Source organism: Streptomyces sp. NPDC005955 (assembly GCF_042871255.1).
Lineage (GTDB): Bacteria > Actinomycetota > Actinomycetes > Streptomycetales > Streptomycetaceae > Streptomyces.
Genome location: NZ_JBIAIF010000008.1, coordinates 259,587 through 278,609, shown reverse-complemented (window position 1 = coordinate 278,609; position 19,023 = coordinate 259,587). Strand labels below are relative to the sequence as shown.

15 protein-coding genes are annotated in these 19,023 nt (G+C 73.0%); 4 read left to right on the top strand and 11 right to left on the bottom strand.

All coding sequences use genetic code 11. The annotated features are described in order from the left end of the window. Positions 1 to 171: 171 nt before the first annotated feature. Together ACFYOU_RS21445 and ACFYOU_RS21440 are read right to left on the bottom strand one after the other, a co-directional pair. Positions 172 to 831, bottom strand: a complete 660-nt coding sequence (locus tag ACFYOU_RS21445; protein WP_391307588.1) for a DsbA family protein — start codon at positions 829 to 831, stop codon at positions 172 to 174. An 86-nt stretch (positions 832 to 917) separates the two neighbouring features. Then, entirely contained in the window at positions 918 to 2,000 is a 1,083-nt protein-coding gene (locus ACFYOU_RS21440) for an FAD-dependent oxidoreductase (RefSeq protein ID WP_391307587.1), read from the bottom strand. A gap of 264 nt (positions 2,001 to 2,264) precedes the next feature. On the opposite strand from ACFYOU_RS21440, the gene ACFYOU_RS21435 reads away from it, so the two are divergent. Beyond that, positions 2,265 to 3,164, top strand: coding sequence for a LysR family transcriptional regulator (locus ACFYOU_RS21435; RefSeq protein ID WP_389763612.1), 900 nt, complete (start codon positions 2,265 to 2,267; stop codon positions 3,162 to 3,164). 31 nt (positions 3,165 to 3,195) lie between these two features. Here ACFYOU_RS21435 and ACFYOU_RS21430 read toward each other — a convergent pair whose 3' ends face one another. From ACFYOU_RS21430 to leuA, 6 genes are all read right to left on the bottom strand, one after another. Next, positions 3,196 to 4,656, bottom strand: a complete 1,461-nt coding sequence (locus ACFYOU_RS21430) for an AMP-binding protein (protein WP_391307586.1) — start codon at positions 4,654 to 4,656, stop codon at positions 3,196 to 3,198. A 64-nt stretch (positions 4,657 to 4,720) separates the two neighbouring features. Beyond that, on the bottom strand, positions 4,721 to 5,659 hold the full coding sequence (locus ACFYOU_RS21425) for a DUF6282 family protein (protein WP_391307584.1): 939 nt from the start codon (positions 5,657 to 5,659) through the stop codon (positions 4,721 to 4,723). Further along, entirely contained in the window at positions 5,632 to 6,234 is a 603-nt protein-coding gene (leuD, locus tag ACFYOU_RS21420) for a 3-isopropylmalate dehydratase small subunit (protein WP_391307582.1), read from the bottom strand. The genes ACFYOU_RS21425 and leuD overlap by 28 nt, the downstream gene beginning before the upstream one ends. Beyond that, positions 6,231 to 7,676 (bottom strand): 3-isopropylmalate dehydratase large subunit, encoded by a 1,446-nt coding sequence (leuC, locus tag ACFYOU_RS21415; RefSeq protein ID WP_391307580.1) that lies wholly within the window; start codon positions 7,674 to 7,676, stop codon positions 6,231 to 6,233. Before leuC ends, leuD begins: the two co-directional genes overlap by 4 nt. A gap of 67 nt (positions 7,677 to 7,743) precedes the next feature. Continuing rightward, a complete protein-coding gene (locus ACFYOU_RS21410; protein WP_391307578.1) occupies positions 7,744 to 8,433 on the bottom strand; it encodes a methyltransferase domain-containing protein in 690 nt (229 codons plus the stop codon). 68 nt (positions 8,434 to 8,501) lie between these two features. Further along, on the bottom strand, positions 8,502 to 10,295 hold the full coding sequence (leuA, locus tag ACFYOU_RS21405) for a 2-isopropylmalate synthase (RefSeq protein WP_391307576.1): 1,794 nt from the start codon (positions 10,293 to 10,295) through the stop codon (positions 8,502 to 8,504). 308 nt (positions 10,296 to 10,603) lie between these two features. On the opposite strand from leuA, the gene ACFYOU_RS21400 reads away from it, so the two are divergent. Continuing rightward, positions 10,604 to 11,860: a DNA glycosylase AlkZ-like family protein gene (locus tag ACFYOU_RS21400; protein ID WP_391307575.1), complete on the top strand. Its 1,257-nt coding sequence runs from the start codon at positions 10,604 to 10,606 to the stop codon at positions 11,858 to 11,860. Between the two features lie 21 nt (positions 11,861 to 11,881). On the opposite strand, the gene ACFYOU_RS21395 is transcribed toward ACFYOU_RS21400, so the two are convergent. Next, the gene (locus tag ACFYOU_RS21395) at positions 11,882 to 12,742 is read right to left on the bottom strand and encodes a response regulator transcription factor (RefSeq protein ID WP_389763597.1); all 861 of its coding nucleotides are present in this window, start codon (positions 12,740 to 12,742) and stop codon (positions 11,882 to 11,884) included. 175 nt (positions 12,743 to 12,917) lie between these two features. Between ACFYOU_RS21395 and ACFYOU_RS21390 the strand changes: the two genes are divergently transcribed. Both ACFYOU_RS21390 and ACFYOU_RS21385 read left to right on the top strand, forming a co-directional pair. Continuing rightward, positions 12,918 to 14,594, top strand: coding sequence for an AMP-binding protein (locus tag ACFYOU_RS21390; protein ID WP_391307573.1), 1,677 nt, complete (start codon positions 12,918 to 12,920; stop codon positions 14,592 to 14,594). Next, the gene (locus tag ACFYOU_RS21385) at positions 14,591 to 16,234 is read left to right on the top strand and encodes an AMP-binding protein (RefSeq protein WP_391307572.1); all 1,644 of its coding nucleotides are present in this window, start codon (positions 14,591 to 14,593) and stop codon (positions 16,232 to 16,234) included. The genes ACFYOU_RS21390 and ACFYOU_RS21385 overlap by 4 nt, the downstream gene beginning before the upstream one ends. Before the next feature lie 88 nt (positions 16,235 to 16,322). Here the strand turns inward: ACFYOU_RS21385 and ACFYOU_RS21380 are convergent, their stop codons facing one another. Together ACFYOU_RS21380 and ACFYOU_RS21375 are read right to left on the bottom strand one after the other, a co-directional pair. Next, positions 16,323 to 17,135, bottom strand: coding sequence for a hypothetical protein (locus ACFYOU_RS21380; protein WP_391307570.1), 813 nt, complete (start codon positions 17,133 to 17,135; stop codon positions 16,323 to 16,325). Positions 17,136 to 17,525: 390 nt separating this feature from the next. Further along, positions 17,526 to 18,971: a glyceraldehyde-3-phosphate dehydrogenase gene (locus ACFYOU_RS21375; RefSeq protein ID WP_391307569.1), complete on the bottom strand. Its 1,446-nt coding sequence runs from the start codon at positions 18,969 to 18,971 to the stop codon at positions 17,526 to 17,528. Positions 18,972 to 19,023: the final 52 nt, after the last annotated feature.

The following is a 19,023-nucleotide window of genomic DNA, read 5'->3' as shown; positions in this document are numbered from 1 at the left end:
CGACCGGTCGGCACCGCGTCCCCGGGCCGTCCCACCAGCCAGGGCCCACCGTGTGACGCACGGGTCGAACGGCCCCGCCCGGCACGATCTGCGCGGGCGGGGCCGTACCCGTCGGAACCGGTCACCGTGGCGGACCGGCGGCGGGCACCCGCCGCGGTTCCCCGGTGCCGGTCACCGGTCGGCGTCCGCGCGGGCCCGCGCCAGCGCATCGAGCAGCGCGGCGCCCTCCTGCGCCCCCTCCACCACGTGCCGGCCGTCGATGACGAGGGTCGGCACCGAACGGATTCCGCCCGCCCGCGCCGCGTCCAACTGCGCCGTCACCTCCGGTACGCCCTCGGGGCCCGCCAACATGCCGAGCACCCGCTCGGCGTCCAGCTCCGGTGCGGCCGCCGCGGCGAGCACCTCGGGCCGGGTGAGGTCGCGGCCGTCGGTGAAGTAGGCCGCGAACAGACGTTCCTTGACCGCCGCCTGGGCCCCTTCGGTCCCGGCCAGCCACAGCACCCGGTGGGCGTCGAAGGTGTTGCCGATCAGCGCGCGGTCGAAGTCCATCGTGATGCCCTCGTCCGCGGCCACCCGCGTGGTGTGGGTCAGGACGGCTTCGGCCCGCGGCCCCAACCGCTCCCCGAGGTAGTCGCGGGTCGGGGTGCCGCTGCGCGGGGCACCGGGGTCGAGCTGGAACGCCCGGTGGACGACCCGGACCTGGTCGGCCCCCGGGAAGGAGTCCAGCGCCCGGTCCAGACGACGCTTGCCGATGTAGCACCAGGGGCAGACGAGGTCGGCGTAGACCTCGACGGTGATCGTTCCGTCGGACGGGCGGGGCTGCGTGCTCATCGTGTTCCTCGGGTCTCTCATGTGCTTCGTGCGCTTCGTGCGCTTCGTGCGCTTCGTGTGCGTGGTGTGCTGGGTGTGGGTCGTGCTCACTCCCCGAGCCCGAAGGTCTCGGAGAAGCGGCCGAGCATCAGGTCCGCGCCCTTGTACTGGGCGGTCGTCTCGGGCCCCAGCAGTTCCCCGCCGGGCATCTCGGTCGCGCCGCCGTCCGGGCCGAGCGGCAGGAGGAGGACCGGCGGACCGGGTTCGTAGCGTGTCAGGTCCGTACCGCCCCCGATCAGGGTGGTGATGTTCTGCGCGATCACTTCGGCGTGCCGCATCGCGGCGCCGGCCCGCTTGGGCTCGGCCACGTCGGTGATGTCACCGAGGGCGAAGACCGTGCGCTGGCCCTTCACCTGGAGGGTGGGCGTCACCTCCACCTGGCCGCCGACGAGCCGTGCGTCGGCGAGCGCCCCGGCGAGGTACCCGGTGGCGGGGGTGACCCCGTGGGTCCGGAACCAGATCTGAGCGGTCACCTCGGTGCCCGCCCGGGTGGTGACGGTGAACTCCTCCGCCGTGCCCGCCGCGGTCGGCGGTTCCTGGGCGAGCGCGTCCCCGAGCAGCAGCTCGACCCCGAGCTCGTCGAGCTGGCGCAGGATCTCCGCGCGGAACGGTGCGGAGTAGCCGCCGAGGACGGCCGGTGCCGGGTCGATGAGGACGACCCGCTTCTCCGGCCACTTCGCCTTGATCTCGCCGGCGAACTCCAGGCCGACGGGCCCCGCCCCGAGGAGCAGCACCCGGTCCGCCCGCGCGAGGCGTGCCCGGGTGGCGTCGAACTTCGCCAGGGTGGCGGAGGAGTCGTCCAGGTCGCTCTTGGCGGGGAAGGGGTAGCCGGAGCCGGTGGCCAAGACGAGGTAGTCGGCGTCCAGGGTCGTGCCGGAGGCCAGTGCGACCCGCCCGGGCTCGACGCGCACGGCACGGTCCCGCACGATGCGTCCCCTGTTCAGGAGCTTGTCGTACGGCAGGAAGATCCGTGGCGCGAAATCGGCGTCGACCGCGGCGCGCAGGGCGCCCACGTTGTGCAGGAAGGCGTCCTTGGACTCGACGAGGGTCACATCGGTGACCCCGTCCAGTGCCTTGGCCGCGGCGCTGCCGCCGTATCCGCCGCCGATGATCACGACTCTGGGGGACATGGGGTCTCCAGTACGGGGTTCGAGGGTGTTCGCTCGGAGGGATAAAACTCTACGGCTGTTGAGTTTTATTCCATTCCGGTGCCGGCCCTTCGACTGCTGGCCCCTTCGGTGCCGCTCCGCTGTGTCCCGGTCCGGTGCGTGGGGGTGCGCGCGGGGCGCCCCCGCCGTGCGCGGGCGCGGGCGCCGGGTGGTGCCCGGGGTGCGCGTGGGCGCAGTACGGGAAGACCCCGGTTACCACGAGCGAGGGGTTGTTAACGTTGCGCAGTGGAGTTGCGCACGCTTGAGTACTTCGTCGCCGTCGCGGAAGAAGGCTCCTTCACCAAGGCCGCCGCGCGCTGCCACGTGGTCCAGCCCGCGATCAGCCAGCAGATCCAGGGTTTGGAGAAGGAACTGGGCGAGCTGCTCTTCGAGCGGCTGCACCGACGCGTCGTCCTCACCAGCGGCGGGCTCGCCCTGCTGCCGCACGCCCGGGCCTGTCTGGCTGCCGCGGCGGCAGCCGCCGTGGAGTTCTCCGGTCGCGCGGGTCTCCTCGGCGGCTCCCTCGTCCTGGGGACCGTCGGAGGGCTGGAAGGCACCTGCGTCCCGGAGCTGCTGGGGGAGTACTACCGGCGCCATCCGGCCGTGGCCGTGAACCTCGTGGGGGCGTCGAGCCCGTCCCTGTTGGCCGGGCTGCGCAACGGAACCCTGGACGCGGCAGTCATGGCGGCCCCGAGGAACGATCCGTCGCAGACCATCGGAACCCGGGTGCTGTTGCGGGACCGGATCGTCGCGGTGCTGCCGGCCGGGAGCCGGGCGCCCGGTGAGGCGATGACCCTCCACGAGGTCTCCGAGGCGCCGATCATCACCTACGGCCCCGACAGCGGCGTCCGTGGATTCATCGGCGATGCCTTCGCCGCGCACGGGCTGCGGCTGAACGTGGTCTGTGCGACGAACAGCGTCGCCCTCCAACTCGCCCTGGTCACCCAGCACATCGGCATCGCCCTGGCCCCCTGTTCCAGCCCCGTGCTCGCGGCCGACCGACGTGTCGTCGTGGTGCCGTTGACCCCCGCCATCTCCTTCGACAAGGTCTTCGCCTGGCGGTTGGACCGGCCCCCGAGCGTGCCGTTGAGCGCCTTCTTCGACCTGTGGGCCGAACTGCCCGGGTGCCGCACCGAGGTGCCTTGAGGCCGGAGCCGAGCGCACCGCCGGGATCGGTTCACGGTGTGCGTTGCGCGGCCCAGCTCCGTCGGACGAGGGGCTTGTCCGGTTTGCCGACGACGGTGCGCGGCACCGATTCCACCTCCCGGACCACACCGTTCACGCCCAACTCCCGCAGGACCGCCCGCACCTGGGCGACCGCGGCGCCGGCCGCGGCAGCCGTCGAGGCCCGCACCGCGACGAGGACGTCCGGCCCGTAGACCTCCGGTTCGGGCAGGACGCTCACGGATTCGGCGACTGCCGGGCAGCGTTCGGCGATGAGCGCGTCCAGCACCGGAGCGGCGAGCGGGCCGTGCGCGGACTTGACGGCGTCGGTCGTCCTTCCCAGGATGCGGTACGAGCCGTCCGCGGCGCGCTGGGCGATGTCGCCGGTCCAGAACTCCCCGTCCCGGAAGGTGACGGCATGGGCCGCGTCGTCGTGGAGGTACCCCTCACTGGTGCAGTCGGAGGACAGCACCAGGACGCCCAGGTCCGGTGCCGGGTCCGCGCCGAGGGGGGCGAGCCGGGCCGTCACCCCGTCGACGGGGTGCATGCCCGTCGCGCTCTGCACGACGTCGTCCATGTTGCCCAGGGCGAGGCCGAACTCGGTGGAGCCGTAGACCTGCCTGAGGTGGATGTGCAGGGTCTGCGCGCAGGACTCCATCAGGGCGGGACTGACGTACGCGCCACCGCACAGGGGCCTGCGCAGGGCCGGCAGTTCGACGGGGCGCGTCCGCGCCGCCTCGATCAACTCCGCGTAGTGGTGGGGGAGCGCACTCATCAGGGTGACGCGGTGTCGCGCGAGGTGTGCGAGCAGTTCGCCCGGGGGCGTCCGGGGGTCGGCCAGGATCAGGCGGGCGCCCGCCAGGAGGGCGGCGAAGACGTGCAGGTCCGTGGCGTGCGCCACGTCCAGGGTGTGCCGGCACAGGACGACGTCCGACTCCGTGATCCCGACGTCGGCCACCCACCGCAGTCGCTCGCGGACGAACGGCCCCTGTTTCCACGACACCAGCTTGGGGAGCCCGGTGGAACCGGAGGTCCACAGCCGGCGGAAGACCCGGTCCGGGTGCCCGGTCGCCAGCGGCGCGGAAGCCGGGTCGGCCGTCACCAGGTCGGCGAGGTCGACCCGCGGCGCAGCCGTCCCGTCGGCGTCCGGGTGAGGGGGGCCGACCCAGAGCACCGGTCGGGTGAGGGCGAGCGCACGGTCGAGGGCCGGGCGGTCGACATCGGCCAACACGGGTACGTAGCAGGCGCGTAGGGCGGCCACGGCCAGGATGAACGCCACGTGGTCGGGGGTCTGGGGCAACCGGTGGCTGACCACGGTGTCCCCGGGGCCGACCCCTCGGGCGCTCAGCCCCGCTCCCATGGCGGCGGTGCGTGCGATCAACTGGGCGTAGGTGCAGGTCTCTCCGTCGGTGGTCTCCACCGCCGGCGCGTCGGGGCGGCCGGCGGCGATGCCCCGGATGGTCTCGAACAGCATGGGCGTTCCGTTTCCTCAGCGGTGGTCCGGTCTGGTCGACGAGGTCGTGGGACGGTGCCGCAGGTCAGGGCAGCAACAGGTCCCGGGTGGTGGTGGTCATCAGGGTGGCTGCGGCCCGCGCCCCGACGTTTCGCTCCAACTCCCGCAGCCAGGGGGCGACGGCCTCGGCCGGTGCCGGGAACCCGCGGTGTCCCAGGTCCCCGCCGAAGACGAGCAGCGGCAGCGGATAACAGCGCGTCAGCCCGAGGCTGGAGTCCTCCGGAGGGCCGAGCAGGTCGGGCACCACGCCCAGTTCGCAGTGGGCGCCGAGCGCGCGGAACGCGTCGGCGGTCTCCTCCCGCCAGCGCAGGAACGCCAGTTTGGGATGGTTGACCAGCAGCCGTCGCACGCCGCGCCGCCGGGCCTCGGCGAACACCACCAAGGTGTCGGCGGTGCTCAGATGGCCGCTGGCCAGCACCAGGTCGTGAGCGGCCACGGCATCGAGCACCTCGTACCACTGCGCCCGCAGCCGCCCGTCCTCGGTGACGTCGACGGGGCGCAGTTCGACGTGCCGGTGGACGGCCAGTTCCGGGGCCGCCGCTGCCGCCCGGTGGGCGCGGGACGACAGGGTGGGCAGCCACACCATCCGACCGCCGAGCGCCGCGGCCACCCGGACCGCGTCGGGATTGGCCCCGCCGACGCAGCTGTTGAGCACCACCCCGCCGTACGTGCCCGGGCCGGCCGCCGCGGCCCTCGCGGCCGTACCGCCCTCGTGCGCCTTGAGGACGAGGGTGCTGAACCCCAGGGCCCGCATCGCGGCGACGGTCTCGCGGTCGTCGCCGTGACGGGGCATCAGGCTGGGGGCGGAGTGCACGTGCAGGTCCGCCATGCCCTGTGCCCAGTCGGGCATCGTCGGCGTCCCGCTGCGCACCCGGTCGCCCTCGGTGTCGGTGTCGGTGTCGGTCGGGGTGGCCGGGACTCCGGGCCGGCGGCGGTTCACCCGGTCCGACCGGTGGGGAGCCACGGCGGGCGCCCCCGTTCGTACGCACGGATGTCGGGGTCGAGCAGCAGGGCGAGGTCGAGGAGTCCCAGGCCGTTGACGAGTCGGTGGTGGGCGCAGTCGTCGAGGCGGAACGGCGCACCGCTCACCCCGGCCGCCGCGCAGTCGACGGTCCGGTCGACGACGCTGACGGTGATCTCGGCCCGTGCGTCCTCGGTCGTCGCCCGCAGCAGCGCGTCGGCGACGGCGGCGGACACGTGGACGGGTACCAGACCGGCGTTGGGCAGGTTGTTGCGGAAGATGTCCCCGAACCCGGGGGCGACGACGGCGGTGAAGCCGAAGTCGCGCAGGGCCCAGGCGGCGTGTTCGCGGGAGGAGCCGCAGCCGAAGTTCGGCCCGGCGACCAGGACGCTGGCCCCCCGGCGTTCGGGCCGGTTGGTGATGAAGGACGGGTCCTGCCGCCAGTGTGAGAACAGCGCGTCGCCGTACCCCGTGCGGGTGGTCCGCTTGAGCCAGGCGGCCGGGACGATCTGGTCCGTGTCGACGTCGGACCTCGGCAGCGGCATGGCCCGGCCGGTCAGGGTGGTCAGCGGCTTCATCGAGCACCTCCGAGCGGTCGGCCACCCCGGGGGTCGAGGTCGGCGGCGGCGGACAGGCGTCCCGTCAGGGCGGTCGCCGCCGCGGTCTCGGGGGAGACCAGATGGGTGCGGGCACCCGGCCCCTGACGGCCTTCGAAGTTGCGGTTCGAGGTGGAGGCGCTGCGCAGTCCCGGCGCGACGGTGTCCCCGTTGATGCCGACGCACATGGAGCAGCCCGGTGAGCGCCACTCGAATCCGGCGGCCGTGAAGACCCGGTCGAGGCCCTCCGCCTCCGCCTGTCGTTTGACCGCCGCGGACCCCGGCACGACCAGCGCGCGCACCGAGGGGGCGACCCGGCGGTCCCGCAGCACCGCCGCGGCGGCGCGCAGGTCCTCGATGCGACCGTTGGTGCAGGACCCGATGAAGACGACGTCGACGGGTATGTCACGCATCGCCGTGCCCGGGCGCAGCCCCATGAACTCCAGTGCCCGCTCGGCGGCGCCGCGCTCCACCGGGTCCGCCATGCCGGCGGGGTCGGGCACATGCGCGTCGATCGACGTGGTCTGGCCCGGGTTGGTGCCCCAACTCACCTGCGGGGCGATCGCCGAGACGTCGACGCCCACCTCCCGGTCGAAGCGGGCGTCGTCATCGCTGCGCAGCGTCCGCCAGTGGTCCAGGGCCCGTTCCCACAGCCGTCCGCGGGGGGAGCGTTCACGCCCTTCGAGGTAGTGGAAGGTGGTGTCGTCGGGAGCGATCAGCCCGCTGCGGGCGCCGGCTTCGACCGCCATGTTGCAGACGGTCATCCGGCCCTCCATGGAGAGCGCCCGGATCGCCGGGCCGCGGAACTCGATGAGCGTGCCGACCCCGGCCCGGGTGCCGGTGCGGGCGATGAGGGCGAGGACCAGGTCCTTGGCCGAGACCCCGACGGGCGGGGTGCCCTCGACGGTCACCGCCATCGTGCGCGGCCGGGCCGTGCGCAGTGTCTGCGTGGCCAGGACGTGTTCGACCTCGCTCGTTCCGATGCCGAACGCGACCGCTCCGAAGGCCCCGTGCGTGGCCGTGTGGCTGTCCCCGCACACGATGGTCATCCCGGGCTGGGTCAACCCCATCTGCGGGCCGATGACATGGACGATGCCCTGCCCGGGGGAGCCGAAGGGGTGCAGTTCGATGCCGGCCCCGCGGCAGTTGTCCGTCTGGAGCTGCAACTGTCGGCGTCCACCGGCGTCCACCGGCGACCCCTCGCCCCCGGCGGTGGACGTCGGCACCTGGTGGTCGGCGGTGGCCACGCAGAGGTCGGGCCGTCGCACCCGGCGCCCGGCGAGCCTCAGTCCTTCGAACGCCTGGGGCGAGCTGACCTCGTGGAGGAGGTGCAGATCGACGTAGAGCAGATCGTCCAGACCGTCCGTACCGCGCTCGACGAGGTGCTGCTCCCAGATCCTGTCGACCAGTGTGCTGCCTTGCACGCCGTTCCTCGCTTTCCGGAGGGTCGGAGGGTCCACGGACTGCGCGGCGTACCCGTCACCCGGAGGTTCACGGGGTCACCCAGCCCGCATAGGTCACGAAGCGCCAGTCCTTGGCGAGGCAGTCGACCTCGGTGAAGCCGGCGTCCCTCAGCCACCCCAACTGGGTGTCGAGGTCGACGGGGACGTCGAACTTCATGCGTTCCCGGCCCGCGGCCCACTCCGCGTCGGGCGTACCGGAACGGAGCACATGGGCCTCGTGCATCCGGTCGTACATCTCCTCCAGCCACGGCTGCGCCCCCAACAACTGCTCGACGTGGACGAAGACGCCCCCGGGGCCCAGGTGCTGCCGGATGCGGGCGAACAGCCGTCGCTTCTCCTCGTGGGGGAGGTGGTGGATCGCGAGCCCCGAGACGATCGCGTCGTACCGTCCCTGCGGCAGCGGGTCCACCAGGTCCCGTACCAGCACCGTGACCCGTTGCTCCGGCGCGAACCTGCCGCGTGCCTGGGCGAGCATCGCGTCGGACCGGTCCATCAGCGTCACGTCGGCGTCCGGGAGCCGCTCCAGCAGTCGGGCGCTGAGCAGTCCGGTGCCCGCTCCCAGGTCGAGCACGCGCGGTCGGTCCCCGACGGTCATGGCCACGGCCTGGACGGCGCTGTCGTACAACAGGTCGAAGGACGGGATCAACTGGCGGCGCAGCGAGTCGAAGGTGGTGGGGTCCCAGAGGTCGTTCCCCCGGATGGCGAAGTTCTGCGACACGGTGTCTTCCGTTCTGTGGGGGCGGGCCGTGCACCGGCTGCCCGGCGGGGTACGGGGGGCGGCTCGGATCAGGCGGGGTGGGCGCGGTTGAGGGCGGCGAAGGCGGCTTGGAGGTCCGCGGCGTCCGGGTCCGACGCCATGCCCACGCCCCAGTACCGCTCGGGCACCGGGTGCTCCCGGTCCTCCCGGGCGACCGAGACGTCCAGATAGACGACGGCCCGCCCCGCTCGGCGGCCCGGTGTCGCGTCCTCGACGCGGTCCACCACCCGTAGGTGCGTGCCGACGGTGGCCAGGGCGCCCACGAGGGCGTCGAGGGGGGAGTTCCCCTCGGCCACGAGTTCCGTCTTGTCGCCGTCCAGGCTGACGCGGAAGAGGTGCGCACCGCCGGGACCGTCGGCGGGGCCGTGGTGGCGCAGCAGGCTCAGCGGCCCGTCCGGTTCCACGTACGCCCCGTGGAACAGGTCCCGCAGCCGTTCGGGCGGGACCTCGCCGCCGGTCCGATCGGTGTACGCCTGCACCAGTCGGGAGAACTCCGCCCGGAGGCCGAGGGGCAGGGTCAGCCCGTGCTCCTCCTTCATCACGTGGGCCGTGCCGCCCTTGCCGGACTGGGAGTTGACCCGGACCACCGCCCGGTAGCTGCGGCCCACGTCCTTCGGGTCGACGGGCAGATAGGGGACCTGCCAGGGCACCGGTGCCGTCGGGTCGTCCCCCGTCCCGGCGGCGGCCTGGGCCTGAAGCCCCTTGCTGATGGCGTCCTGGTGACCGCCGGAGAAGGCCGTGAACACCAGGTCCCCCGCATAGGGGTGCCGTTCGTGCACCGGCAGGCCGGTGCACTGCTCCATGGTCCGGCGGACGTCGTCGATGTCGGAGAAGTCGAGTTCGGGGTCGACGCCCCGGCTGAACAGGTTCATGCCCAGCGTGACCAGACAGACGTTGCCGGTGCGTTCCCCGTTGCCGAAGAGGCAGCCCTCGATCCGGTCCGCTCCCGCCAGGTGTCCCAGTTCGGCCGCGGCCACCGCCGTGCCCCGGTCGTTGTGCGGGTGCAGGGAGAGGACCACGCAGTCGCGTCGGACCAGGTTGCGGCTCATCCACTCCACCGAGTCCGCGTACACGTTCGGCGTCGCCATCTCCACCGTGGCGGGCAGACACACGGTGGCCGGGCGCTCCGGCGTGGGCCGCCAGATGTCCAGCACCTCGTTGCACACCTCGGCGGCGAACCCCAACTCGGTGGCGGTGTACGACTCCGGTGAGTACTGGAGCCGGAGGTCGGCCGACCCGCGCTCGGCGTGCTCCGCGACGCGCCGCGCCGCCGAGGTCGCCAGGGCCTTCACCCCCTCGCGGCCCTGCCGGAACACCACCCGCCGTTGCAGCGCCGAGGTCGGGTTGTAGATGTGGACGGTCGCCTTCGGGGCGCCGGCGACGGCCGCGAAGGTGAGGTCGATGAGTTCGGGACGGCAGGGGGACAGCACCTGGATGCGCACGTCCTCCGGAATCGCCCCCTCCTCGATGATCGACCTGATGAAGGTCCGATCCGCCCTGCTGGCCGCGGGGAACCCGACTTCGATCTCCTTGAACCCCATGCGCACCAACAGGTCGAAGACGCGCCTCTTGCGCGCGGGCGACATGGGATCGGCGAGGGCCTGGTTCCCGTCGCGCAGATCCACCGCGCACCACATGGGGGCGCGCACGGCGACCGCTTCGGGCCAGGTCCGGTCGGGCAGCGAGATCGGCTCCACCTCGTCGAAGTAGGGCCGGTACCGGTGCACGGGCATTCCGCTCGCCCGCTGGGTGTTCCACCGGGCCGACCGGTGTGCGGGGGAACCCCCGGAGCGGGGTGGTGACATCAACTGCTCTGCTTCCATGGACACTCCATGCCGTGTTGGCGCGCATCCCGGCCGAACCGTCGAGCCCGGCCGAGGGGCCGACGACTCGAACGGAGAAGGGGGGACGGGAGGTGCGGGGGCATCTGCGCTGGGCCCAGGCCGACCGGGGCCCTTGTGGGGCCTGAGGACGATTCTCCTCGCCCGGGGACGGCCGGACCAATACATTCCGGTACTCGCAGCGCTCAGGGAAACTGATGCGTGACGCCCCCGGACACCGCACGGCCACCGATCGGCGAAGCGTCCCCTCTAGGACAGTGGCTGTCCGCAAGTCGCGTTAGCGTGCTGCCATGACGACGAAGAGGAACAGCGACGGCCCGGGCGGCGCGGCGGGAGCACCCCGACGGACACCCGCCGGCACGGACCGCGGCGGCGCACCCGCGACGGCGTCCGCAGCGCCCCGACGCCCCCGCCCCACCGGCCGCCGCCGCACGGTGGACGCCCCCCTGCTGAGCGATCGCGCGCTCAACCGGGCCACCCTCGCCCGTCAGCACCTCCTGACCCCGGCGGCCCCCGGCACCCTCGGCACCGCCGACGCCCTGTCCCACCTCCTCGGTCTCCAGGCCCAGAACGTCAAGCCGCCCTACTACGGCCTCGCCGCCCGGATCGACGGCTTCGACCCCGCGGACCTGTCCGCCCTGATGGCCGACCGCGCGGCCGTCCGGATGGTCACCCTGCGCTCGACCGTCCACACCCACACCGCGGCCGACGCGCTCGCGCTGCGCCCCTTCGCCCAGGGCGCCCTCGACCGGGAACTGACCGCCTTCCGCAAGGGGCTCGTCGGGGTCGACCTCGACCGGCTGACCGCACTGAGCCGGGAACTCGTCGAGGCGGAGCCCCGCACCCCGGCCCAACTGCGGGCGGAACTCCTGGTGCACTGGCCGGACGCCGACCCCTTGGCGCTCACGATCGCCGCGCGCTGCCGACTGCCCCTCGTCCAGGTCACCCCGCGCGGCCTGTGGCGCCGCAGCGGCCGGGTCGCGCTCACCACCGTCGAACGGTGGCTCGGCCGCGCCACCGGGCCCGCGCCGGTCGAGGAGGTCGTCCGCCGCTACCTCGCCGCCTTCGGGCCCGCCTCGGTCAAGGACATGCAGACCTGGGCCGGGGTGACCCGACTGCGGGACGCCTTCGAACGGCTCCGCCCCGCGTTGCTGACCTTCCGCGACGCCCGGGGCACCGAACTCTTCGACCTGCCCGACGCGCCCCGCCCCGACGAGGACGTCGAGGCCCCGCCCCGGCTGCTGCCCGAGTACGACAACCTGCTGCTCTCGCACGCCGACCGCACCCGACTGGTGCCCGCCGAGGTCAAGGGCCTGACCTGGCGGGGCAACCACTCCTACTGCGTGCTCCTGGCCGACGGACTGGTGGCGGGCGTGTGGAAGCTGGAGGAGACGGGGGCCGCGGCGGTGCTCACCGTCGAACCCTTCGCCCCGCTGACCGACGTGCAGCGCGCGGGCGTGCTCGCCGAGGGGGCGCGCCTGCTGAGGCTGCTCGCCGAACCCTCCGCCGACCAGGACGTGCGCTTCGGGACGGTACGACACCCCTGACGCCCCGCCCGGGGCGCGGCCTCAGGGCAGCAGCCCGGCCCGCCGCGCCTCGACCACCGCCTCCAGCCGCGTGGCCGCCCCGAGCTTGCGCATCGCCGAACGCAGGTACGCCTTCACCGTCTCCGGTCGCAGCCCGAGACGTTCCCCGGCGACCGCATTGGTCACCCCCGACGCCACGCAGGTGAGCACGTCCACCTCCCGCGGAGTCAGCGCCACCGGGGCGCTCGCCGCGGGCGTCTTGGTGGCGGCGGCGCCCGGCGCACCGGCGAGCAGCCCGCACGCGGCGAGCAGTTCGGCGCGCAGCACGGGATCACCGATGCGCGGGGCCAGCGCGCGCAAGGCGCCGTGCGCCTCCCTGACCTGCTCCCACGCCGCCGCCCTGGCGCCCTCGTCACCCGTTCGGGGTTCCGCCGAGGCCAACAGCGCCCGGGCCTCGTCCCGCACCACCAGCGCCTGTTCCACGTCGCGCGCCGCCGCGACCGCCGCTCCCAGCGTCCGGTCGCCCAACGGCTGGGCGGCCCGCAACGCCCCGTAGAGCACCCCCCGCACCCGGCGCCGCACCACGATCGGCACCGCCAGCACCGACCGCAGCCCCTCCACCCGGACCGGCTCGTCGTACTCGTGGCTGATCTGCCGGGAGGAGCGGTAGTCGGTCACCGCGCACGGGTGGGACCTGGCCAGCGCCTTGCCGCCGAGGCCGTTGCCCAGCGACACCACCAGCGCCCGCAGCGAGGCCGTCGACGTCCCCGACAACTGCTGGATGCGGACCTGCCGCCCGCCCGCCTCGATCAGCCCGCCGAACGCCACCGGCAGCCCGGTCGTCCGACGCAGCCTCAGCAACGCCGCCCCGATCTCGGCCGCGTCCGTCCTCTCCGACGTCACCGGTCCGCCTCCCGCCCAGCCGCTCACGCGCGTAGCCCGCCGCTACCCCCGTTCGGGGGTAGTGAGACCTGTATCACGGATTCCACGATGGTAGGCAGGGGTCCGCACGCAGCGGTGGAGCCCGCGGCGAGCCAGTACGCCCGCGACGCCCGAGAACCGTGACCGAGGAGGCCGAATGACCCCGACCAGCGCCACCGGGGAGTTCCGTGCCGCGCGGGACTTCCTCCTGCGGCACCGCACGGACCTGGCCGCCGCCCGTGACGGCTTCCGCTGGCCCCGGCCGCGACGCTTCAACTGGGCCCTCGACTGGTTCGACGTGATCGCCCGGGACAACGACCGGGTCGCCCTGCACCTGGCCCGGGAGGACGGCGGCCAGGAGCTGACCACCTTCGCCGAGATGTCCCGCCGCTCCGCCCGGACCGCCAACTGGCTGCGGTCCCAGGGGGTCGCCGCCGGTGACCGGGTCCTCGTCATGCTCGGCAACCAGACCGAGTTGTGGGAGGTCGCGCTCGCCGCGATGAAGCTGCGCGCCGTCGTCATCCCCGCCACGGTGCTGCTGGGCCCCGCGGACCTCGCGGACCGGGTGGCCAGGGGACGGGTCCGCCACGTCATCGCCCGATCGGACGACACCGCGAAGTTCACCGACGTACCCGGCGCGTTCACCCGGATCGCGGTCGGCGACCCGGTGCCGGGCTGGTCGTCGTACGGGGACGGCCGGGCGGCGCCCGCGGACTTCGTCCCCGACGGGGAGACGCTGGCCGACGACCCGCTGATGCTGTACTTCACCTCGGGGACGACGGCCCGCCCCAAACTCGTCGAACACACCCACGTCTCGTACCCGGTCGGCCATCTGACGACCATGTACTGGATCGGGCTGCGCCCCGGCGACGTCCATCTGAACATCTCCTCGCCCGGGTGGGCCAAGCACGCCTGGTCCCACCTCTTCGCCCCGTGGAACGCCGAGGCGACCGTCTTCGTCCACCAGTACGCACGCTTCGACGCCGCCCGGCTGCTGGCCGAGATGGACGCCGCGGGGGTCACCACCTTCTGTGCGCCGCCGACGGTGTGGCGCATGCTCATCCAGGCGGACCTGGGCGCCCTGCGGACCCCGCCGCGCGAGGTGGTCGCCGCGGGGGAGCCGTTGAACCCGGAGGTCATCGAGCGGGTGCGGCGGGCCTGGGGGGTCACCGTCCGCGACGGGTTCGGGCAGACCGAGACCGCCGTACAGGTGGCCAACAGCCCCGGTCAGCCCGTCAAGCCGGGGTCCATGGGCCGGCCCGCCCCCGGGTACCGGATCGTCCTGCTGGACCCGGCGACCGGTGAACCCGGGGCCACCGAGGGGGAGATCGCCGTCGACCTCGCCGACCGACCCGTCGGGATCATGGCCGGCTACCACGGCGACCCGGAGCGCACCGCCGCGGCGATGGCCGGCGGCTACTACCGCACCGGGGACATCGGCTCCGTCGACGCCGAGGGCGACCTCACCTACGTGGGCCGCAGCGACGACGTCTTCAAGGCGTCCGACTACAAGATCAGCCCCTTCGAGCTGGAGAGCGCGCTGTTGGAACACGAAGCGGTCGCCGAGGCGGCGGTCGTCCCGGCGCCCGACCCGCTGCGGCTCGCCGTCCCCAAGGCGTACGTGGTCCTCGCCGAGGGGTACGCGCCGGGACCCGACACCGCGGCCCTGCTGTTCGCGCACTCCCGGTCGGTCCTCGCCCCCTACAAGCGGGTGCGCCGGCTGGAGTTCGCGGAGCTGCCCAAGACGGTGTCCGGCAAGATCCGCCGCGTCGCCCTGCGGGAGGCCACTGCGAAGGGCTCCACCGCGGAGTACCGGGAGGAGGACTGCCGATGAGCACCCCCACCCCCGCCCGGGACACCACGGACGGGCCCGAGCCCTCCTACGCGCACGGCACCAGTACGACCCCGCTGCTCGGGGACACCATCGGCGAGAACCTGGACCGCACCGTGGCCGCCTTCCCGGACCGGGAGGCAGTGGTCGACGTGCCCTCGGGCCGGCGCTGGACCTACGCGGGCTTCGCGGCCGAGGTGGACCGGGTGGCCCGCGGGCTGCTCGCCCGGGGCGTCCTCAAGGGCGACCGGGTGGGCATCTGGGCCGTCAACTGCCCCGAGTGGCTGCTCGTCCAGTACGCCACGGCCCGGATCGGCGCGGTCATGGTGAACATCAACCCCGCCTACCGCGCCCACGAGTTGGAGTACGTGCTGCGCCAGGCCGGGGTGTCGGTGCTGGTGGCGTCCACGGGACACCGGACCAGCGACTACCGGGAGTTGGTCACCCAGGTCCGCGAGCGCTGCCCGGAGCTGCGGCAGGCGGTGTTCATCGGCGAAGCCTCCTGGGAGGACCTGCTGACCGCCGGGCATCCGGACCTCCAGGACCGGCTGCGCGCCCGGGCGGCGGAGCTGAGCTGCGACGACCCGGTCAACATCCAGTACACCTCGGGGACCACCGGCTTCCCCAAGGGCGCCACCCTCTCGCACCACAACATCCTCAACAACGGCTACTGGGTGGGCCGTACGGTCGGCTACGACGAGCAGGACCGCATCTGTCTGCCCGTCCCCTTCTACCACTGCTTCGGCATGGTGCTGGGCAACCTCGCGGCCACCACCCACGGCGCCTGCGTGGTCATCCCGGCGCCCTCCTTCGACCCGGTGGCCACCCTCCAGGCCGTCGAACGGGAGCGCTGCACCTCGCTGTACGGGGTGCCCACGATGTTCATCGCCGAGCTGAACCTCGCGGACTTCGCGCTGTACGACCTCTCCTCGCTGCGCACCGGGATCATGGCCGGCTCGCCGTGCCCCGTGGAGGTGATGAAGCGGGTCGTCGCCGAGATGAACATGGCCGGCGTGTCGATCTGTTACGGGATGACCGAGACCTCGCCCGTCTCCACCCAGACCCGCAGCGACGACGACCTCGAACGGCGCACCGGCACCGTCGGCCGGGCGTTGCCGCACATCGAGGTCAAGGTCGTCGACCCGGTGAGCGGGGTGACCCTGCCGCGCGGCGAGGCCGGGGAACTGTGCACCCGGGGGTACAGCGTGATGCTGGGGTACTGGGACGACGCCGCGCGCACCGCGGAGGTCATCGACCCCGGGCGGTGGATGCACACGGGGGACCTCGCGGTCATGGGGCCGGACGGGTACGTGCGCATCGTCGGCCGCATCAAGGACATGATCATCCGTGGTGGCGAGAACATCTACCCGCGGGAGATCGAGGAGTTCCTCCACCGGCATCCGAAGATCGCGGACATCCAGGTCGTCGGCGTCCCCGACGAGCGGTACGGCGAGGAGGTCCTCGCCTGCGTCATCCCGCGGGACCCGGACGACCCCCTCACCCTGGACGAGTTGCGCGCCTACTGCCACGAGCGGCTCGCCCACTACAAGATCCCGAGCCGGCTGCGCATCCTCGACGCCTTCCCCATGACGGTCAGCGGCAAGGTCCGCAAGATCGAACTCCGCGAGCGCTACGCGGACTGACACACGTCCGGGCCCCGTGTCGGCGCGGGGCCCGGACCCTCCTCGGTGAACGGGGCGGGGCAGGGCGGGGCGGCGCTGGTGCGCCGGGTCACGCGCCGGTGGACACCAGTTCCTCGGCGACGCCGTTGACCGGCTGGGGCACCCCCGCGAGGTCCACCACGAACAGCGGTACGCCCAGGGCGTCGGCCCCTTCGCGCACCCCGTCCTCGTAGCCGGCGAGGGCGAAGTACGCGCAACGCTCCGCCCCGGTGAGGGAGACCAGCCACAGGCACTCCACGTCCTTGAGGGAGGTCACCCGTACGGTCGGTTCGACCGCGGCGACGAGTCCGTCCGCGGCGAGCCCGACCCCGGAGGCCAGGGGTTGTTCGGCCCGGCGGATCTCCCCGTACCCCAGCCAGCGCAGGTACAGCGCGGTCACCGTGACGGCGTCCCGGGGGGTGCGGATCACCGTGGGGCGGAACGCGGGCCGGGGCACGGACGCGGTCGCGGGCAGCGGGATGTGCGCGGGGAACGCGGGCGCCCCCGGGCGCCCGGCGGGGTCCCCGCCCTCCCGGGCGGTCGGCCGGGGCGCGTCGGGTGCCGTGCCACCCGCTGCCGCGCCGTCGGATGCCTCGTCGGGTGCGGCGGCGTCGTTGTCGGGGGCGGCGGCGAGCGGCACCCGTAACACCGCCCCGCAGCTACAGCCCAGTTCGGGCCGCGGCCAGGGGTCGGCCCGCCCGCAGGAGGGGCAGGAGACCGTCACCCAGTCCGCGGACCAGGCGCGGTCGGTCACGTTCTCGGGCGTCCCGTGCGCAGCCACCGTCGGGGCGACGGGCCGTCCGCACGGACAGGGGTAGGAGGTCGGGGTGAACTGGTGATCGCGGCGGCAGACCGGGCACCGCACCGGCACGCTCTCGGACATGACCTCTCCAGGACTGGGCTCGGTGGTCCGTGAACGGCGCCGTCGGGCCGCACCGGGGGCGGGACCGGGCCCGGACGGCTCGTGGACGGCGCCTCGACAGCACGTCCATCGTCCTCCAACCGCCCCCGCTCGCGCAGCCGTTCTGCTTATGCCAGCGGCCTATCAACTGCGCCGGTGTACGCCCCGGTACGCCGGGCGGCGCAGCCGGGGCGGACGGGCCGTGAGTCCTGTGGCCCGTGGGGTGACGGCGCACCCCGCTGCCTCATGACCGCGTCGAGCGGCCGGGCGCCGGTGACCGCCCCGCGGCCCCAAAAAAGGGGACGGGGTGGTAGGACGCCGCACAGCGTCCTACCACCCCGTCCAGCGGGAACCTGGTCGGGGACCCGCGGTCTAGGCCGCCGGAGCGGGGAAGGTCGGGTACTCCACGCCGGAGACGTGCTGGACCACCCGGATGACCTGGCACGAGTAACCGAACTCGTTGTCGTACCAGAGGTAGAGGATCGCGTTGTCGCCGTCGGCCCTGGTGGCCCCGGCGTCCACGATCGAGGCGTGACGCGAACCGATGAAGTCGCTGGAGACCGCGTCGGGCGCGTTGGTGAAGTCGATCTGGCGCTTGAGCGGCGAGGTCAGCGACACGTCGCGGAGGTGGTCGAGGACCTCCTCGCGGGTGGTCTCCCGGCCGAGCCGCAGGCTGAGGATCGCGATGGAGACGTTCGGCACGGGGACGCGGATCGAGCTGCCGGTGATGGTCGCGTCGAGGTCGGGCAGCGCCTTGGCGACGGCGGAGGCGGCACCGGTCTCGGTGATGACCATGTTGAGCGGCGCGGACCGGCCGCGACGGTCGGACGCGTGGTAGTTGTCCAGCAGGTTCTGGTCGTTGGTGAACGAGTGGACGGTCTCCACGTGGCCGCGCAGCACGCCGAACTCGTCCGCCATCGCCTTGAGCGGCGGCACGATGGCATTGGTGGTGCAGGACGCGCAGGACAGGATCTGCTCGTCCGGCTTGATCATGTCGTGGTTCACGCCGTGCACGACGTTGAGGACGTCGCCCTTGCCGGGGGCGGTCAGCACGACCTTGGCGATGCCGGGCCGCAGGTGCTTCGACAGCCCCTCGCGGTCGCGCCACCGGCCGGTGTTGTCGATGAGGATGGCGTCCTTGATGCCGTGCTCCGTGTAGTCGACCGTGGTCGGGTCGTCGGAGTAGATCACCTTGATCTCGTTGCCGTTGGCGATGATCGTGCCGTTCGCCTCGTCGACGGTGATCGTGCCCTGGAACTGTCCGTGGATCGAGTCGCGGCGCAGCAGCGAGGCGCGCTTGACGATGTCCTGGCCGGCGCCCTTGCGGACCACGATGGCGCGCAGCCGCAGACCGTTGCCCGAACCGGCCTTCTCCACCAGCAGCCGGGCCAGCAACCGACCGATGCGGCCGAAGCCGTAGAGCACGACGTCGCGCGGCGCGCTGCGCTCGATCTTGTTGGCGCCGGTGGCGCCGGCCACCGCCTCCGCGGTGAACTCCTCCACCGACAGGCCGCGGTCATCGGCCTGGTACGTCGCGGCCAGCATGCCGAGGTCGATCTGCGAGGGCCCGAGGTCGAGCGTGGTGAGCGCCCGCAGGAACGGCATCGTCTCGGTGACCGACAGCTCCTCGCCCGTGATCTGCCGGGTGAAGCGGTGGGTCTTGAGGATGCTGACCACCGACTTGTTCACCAGCGAGCGGCTGTGCAGCAGGATCGTGACGTCCCGCTCGCGGTGCATCTTCCCGATCATCGGAATCATCGACTCCGCGATCTCCTCGCGGGTCTTCCAGTTGGTGAACGAGTCCTCGTTGACAGTCACAGATTTATCTTTCGAGCTAGGCGGCGCTCATATGTAACCCTGCCGGGCTTTG

What these genes read in the sequence shown, in the direction of transcription:
- ACFYOU_RS21445 (WP_391307588.1), bottom strand. Translation starts at nt 831, where the DNA reads ATGAGCACGCAGCCCCGCCCGTCCGACGGAACGATCACCGTCGAGGTC.
- ACFYOU_RS21440 (WP_391307587.1), bottom strand. Translation starts at nt 2,000, where the DNA reads ATGTCCCCCAGAGTCGTGATCATCGGCGGCGGATACGGCGGCAGCGCC.
- ACFYOU_RS21430 (WP_391307586.1), bottom strand. Translation starts at nt 4,656, where the DNA reads ATGCTGTTCGAGACCATCCGGGGCATCGCCGCCGGCCGCCCCGACGCG.
- leuD (WP_391307582.1), bottom strand. Translation starts at nt 6,234, where the DNA reads ATGAAGCCGCTGACCACCCTGACCGGCCGGGCCATGCCGCTGCCGAGG.
- leuA (WP_391307576.1), bottom strand. Translation starts at nt 10,295, where the DNA reads ATGGAAGCAGAGCAGTTGATGTCACCACCCCGCTCCGGGGGTTCCCCC.
- ACFYOU_RS21400 (WP_391307575.1), top strand. Translation starts at nt 10,604, where the DNA reads ATGACGACGAAGAGGAACAGCGACGGCCCGGGCGGCGCGGCGGGAGCA.
- ACFYOU_RS21390 (WP_391307573.1), top strand. Translation starts at nt 12,918, where the DNA reads ATGACCCCGACCAGCGCCACCGGGGAGTTCCGTGCCGCGCGGGACTTC.
- ACFYOU_RS21385 (WP_391307572.1), top strand. Translation starts at nt 14,591, where the DNA reads ATGAGCACCCCCACCCCCGCCCGGGACACCACGGACGGGCCCGAGCCC.
- ACFYOU_RS21380 (WP_391307570.1), bottom strand. Translation starts at nt 17,135, where the DNA reads ATGTCCGAGAGCGTGCCGGTGCGGTGCCCGGTCTGCCGCCGCGATCAC.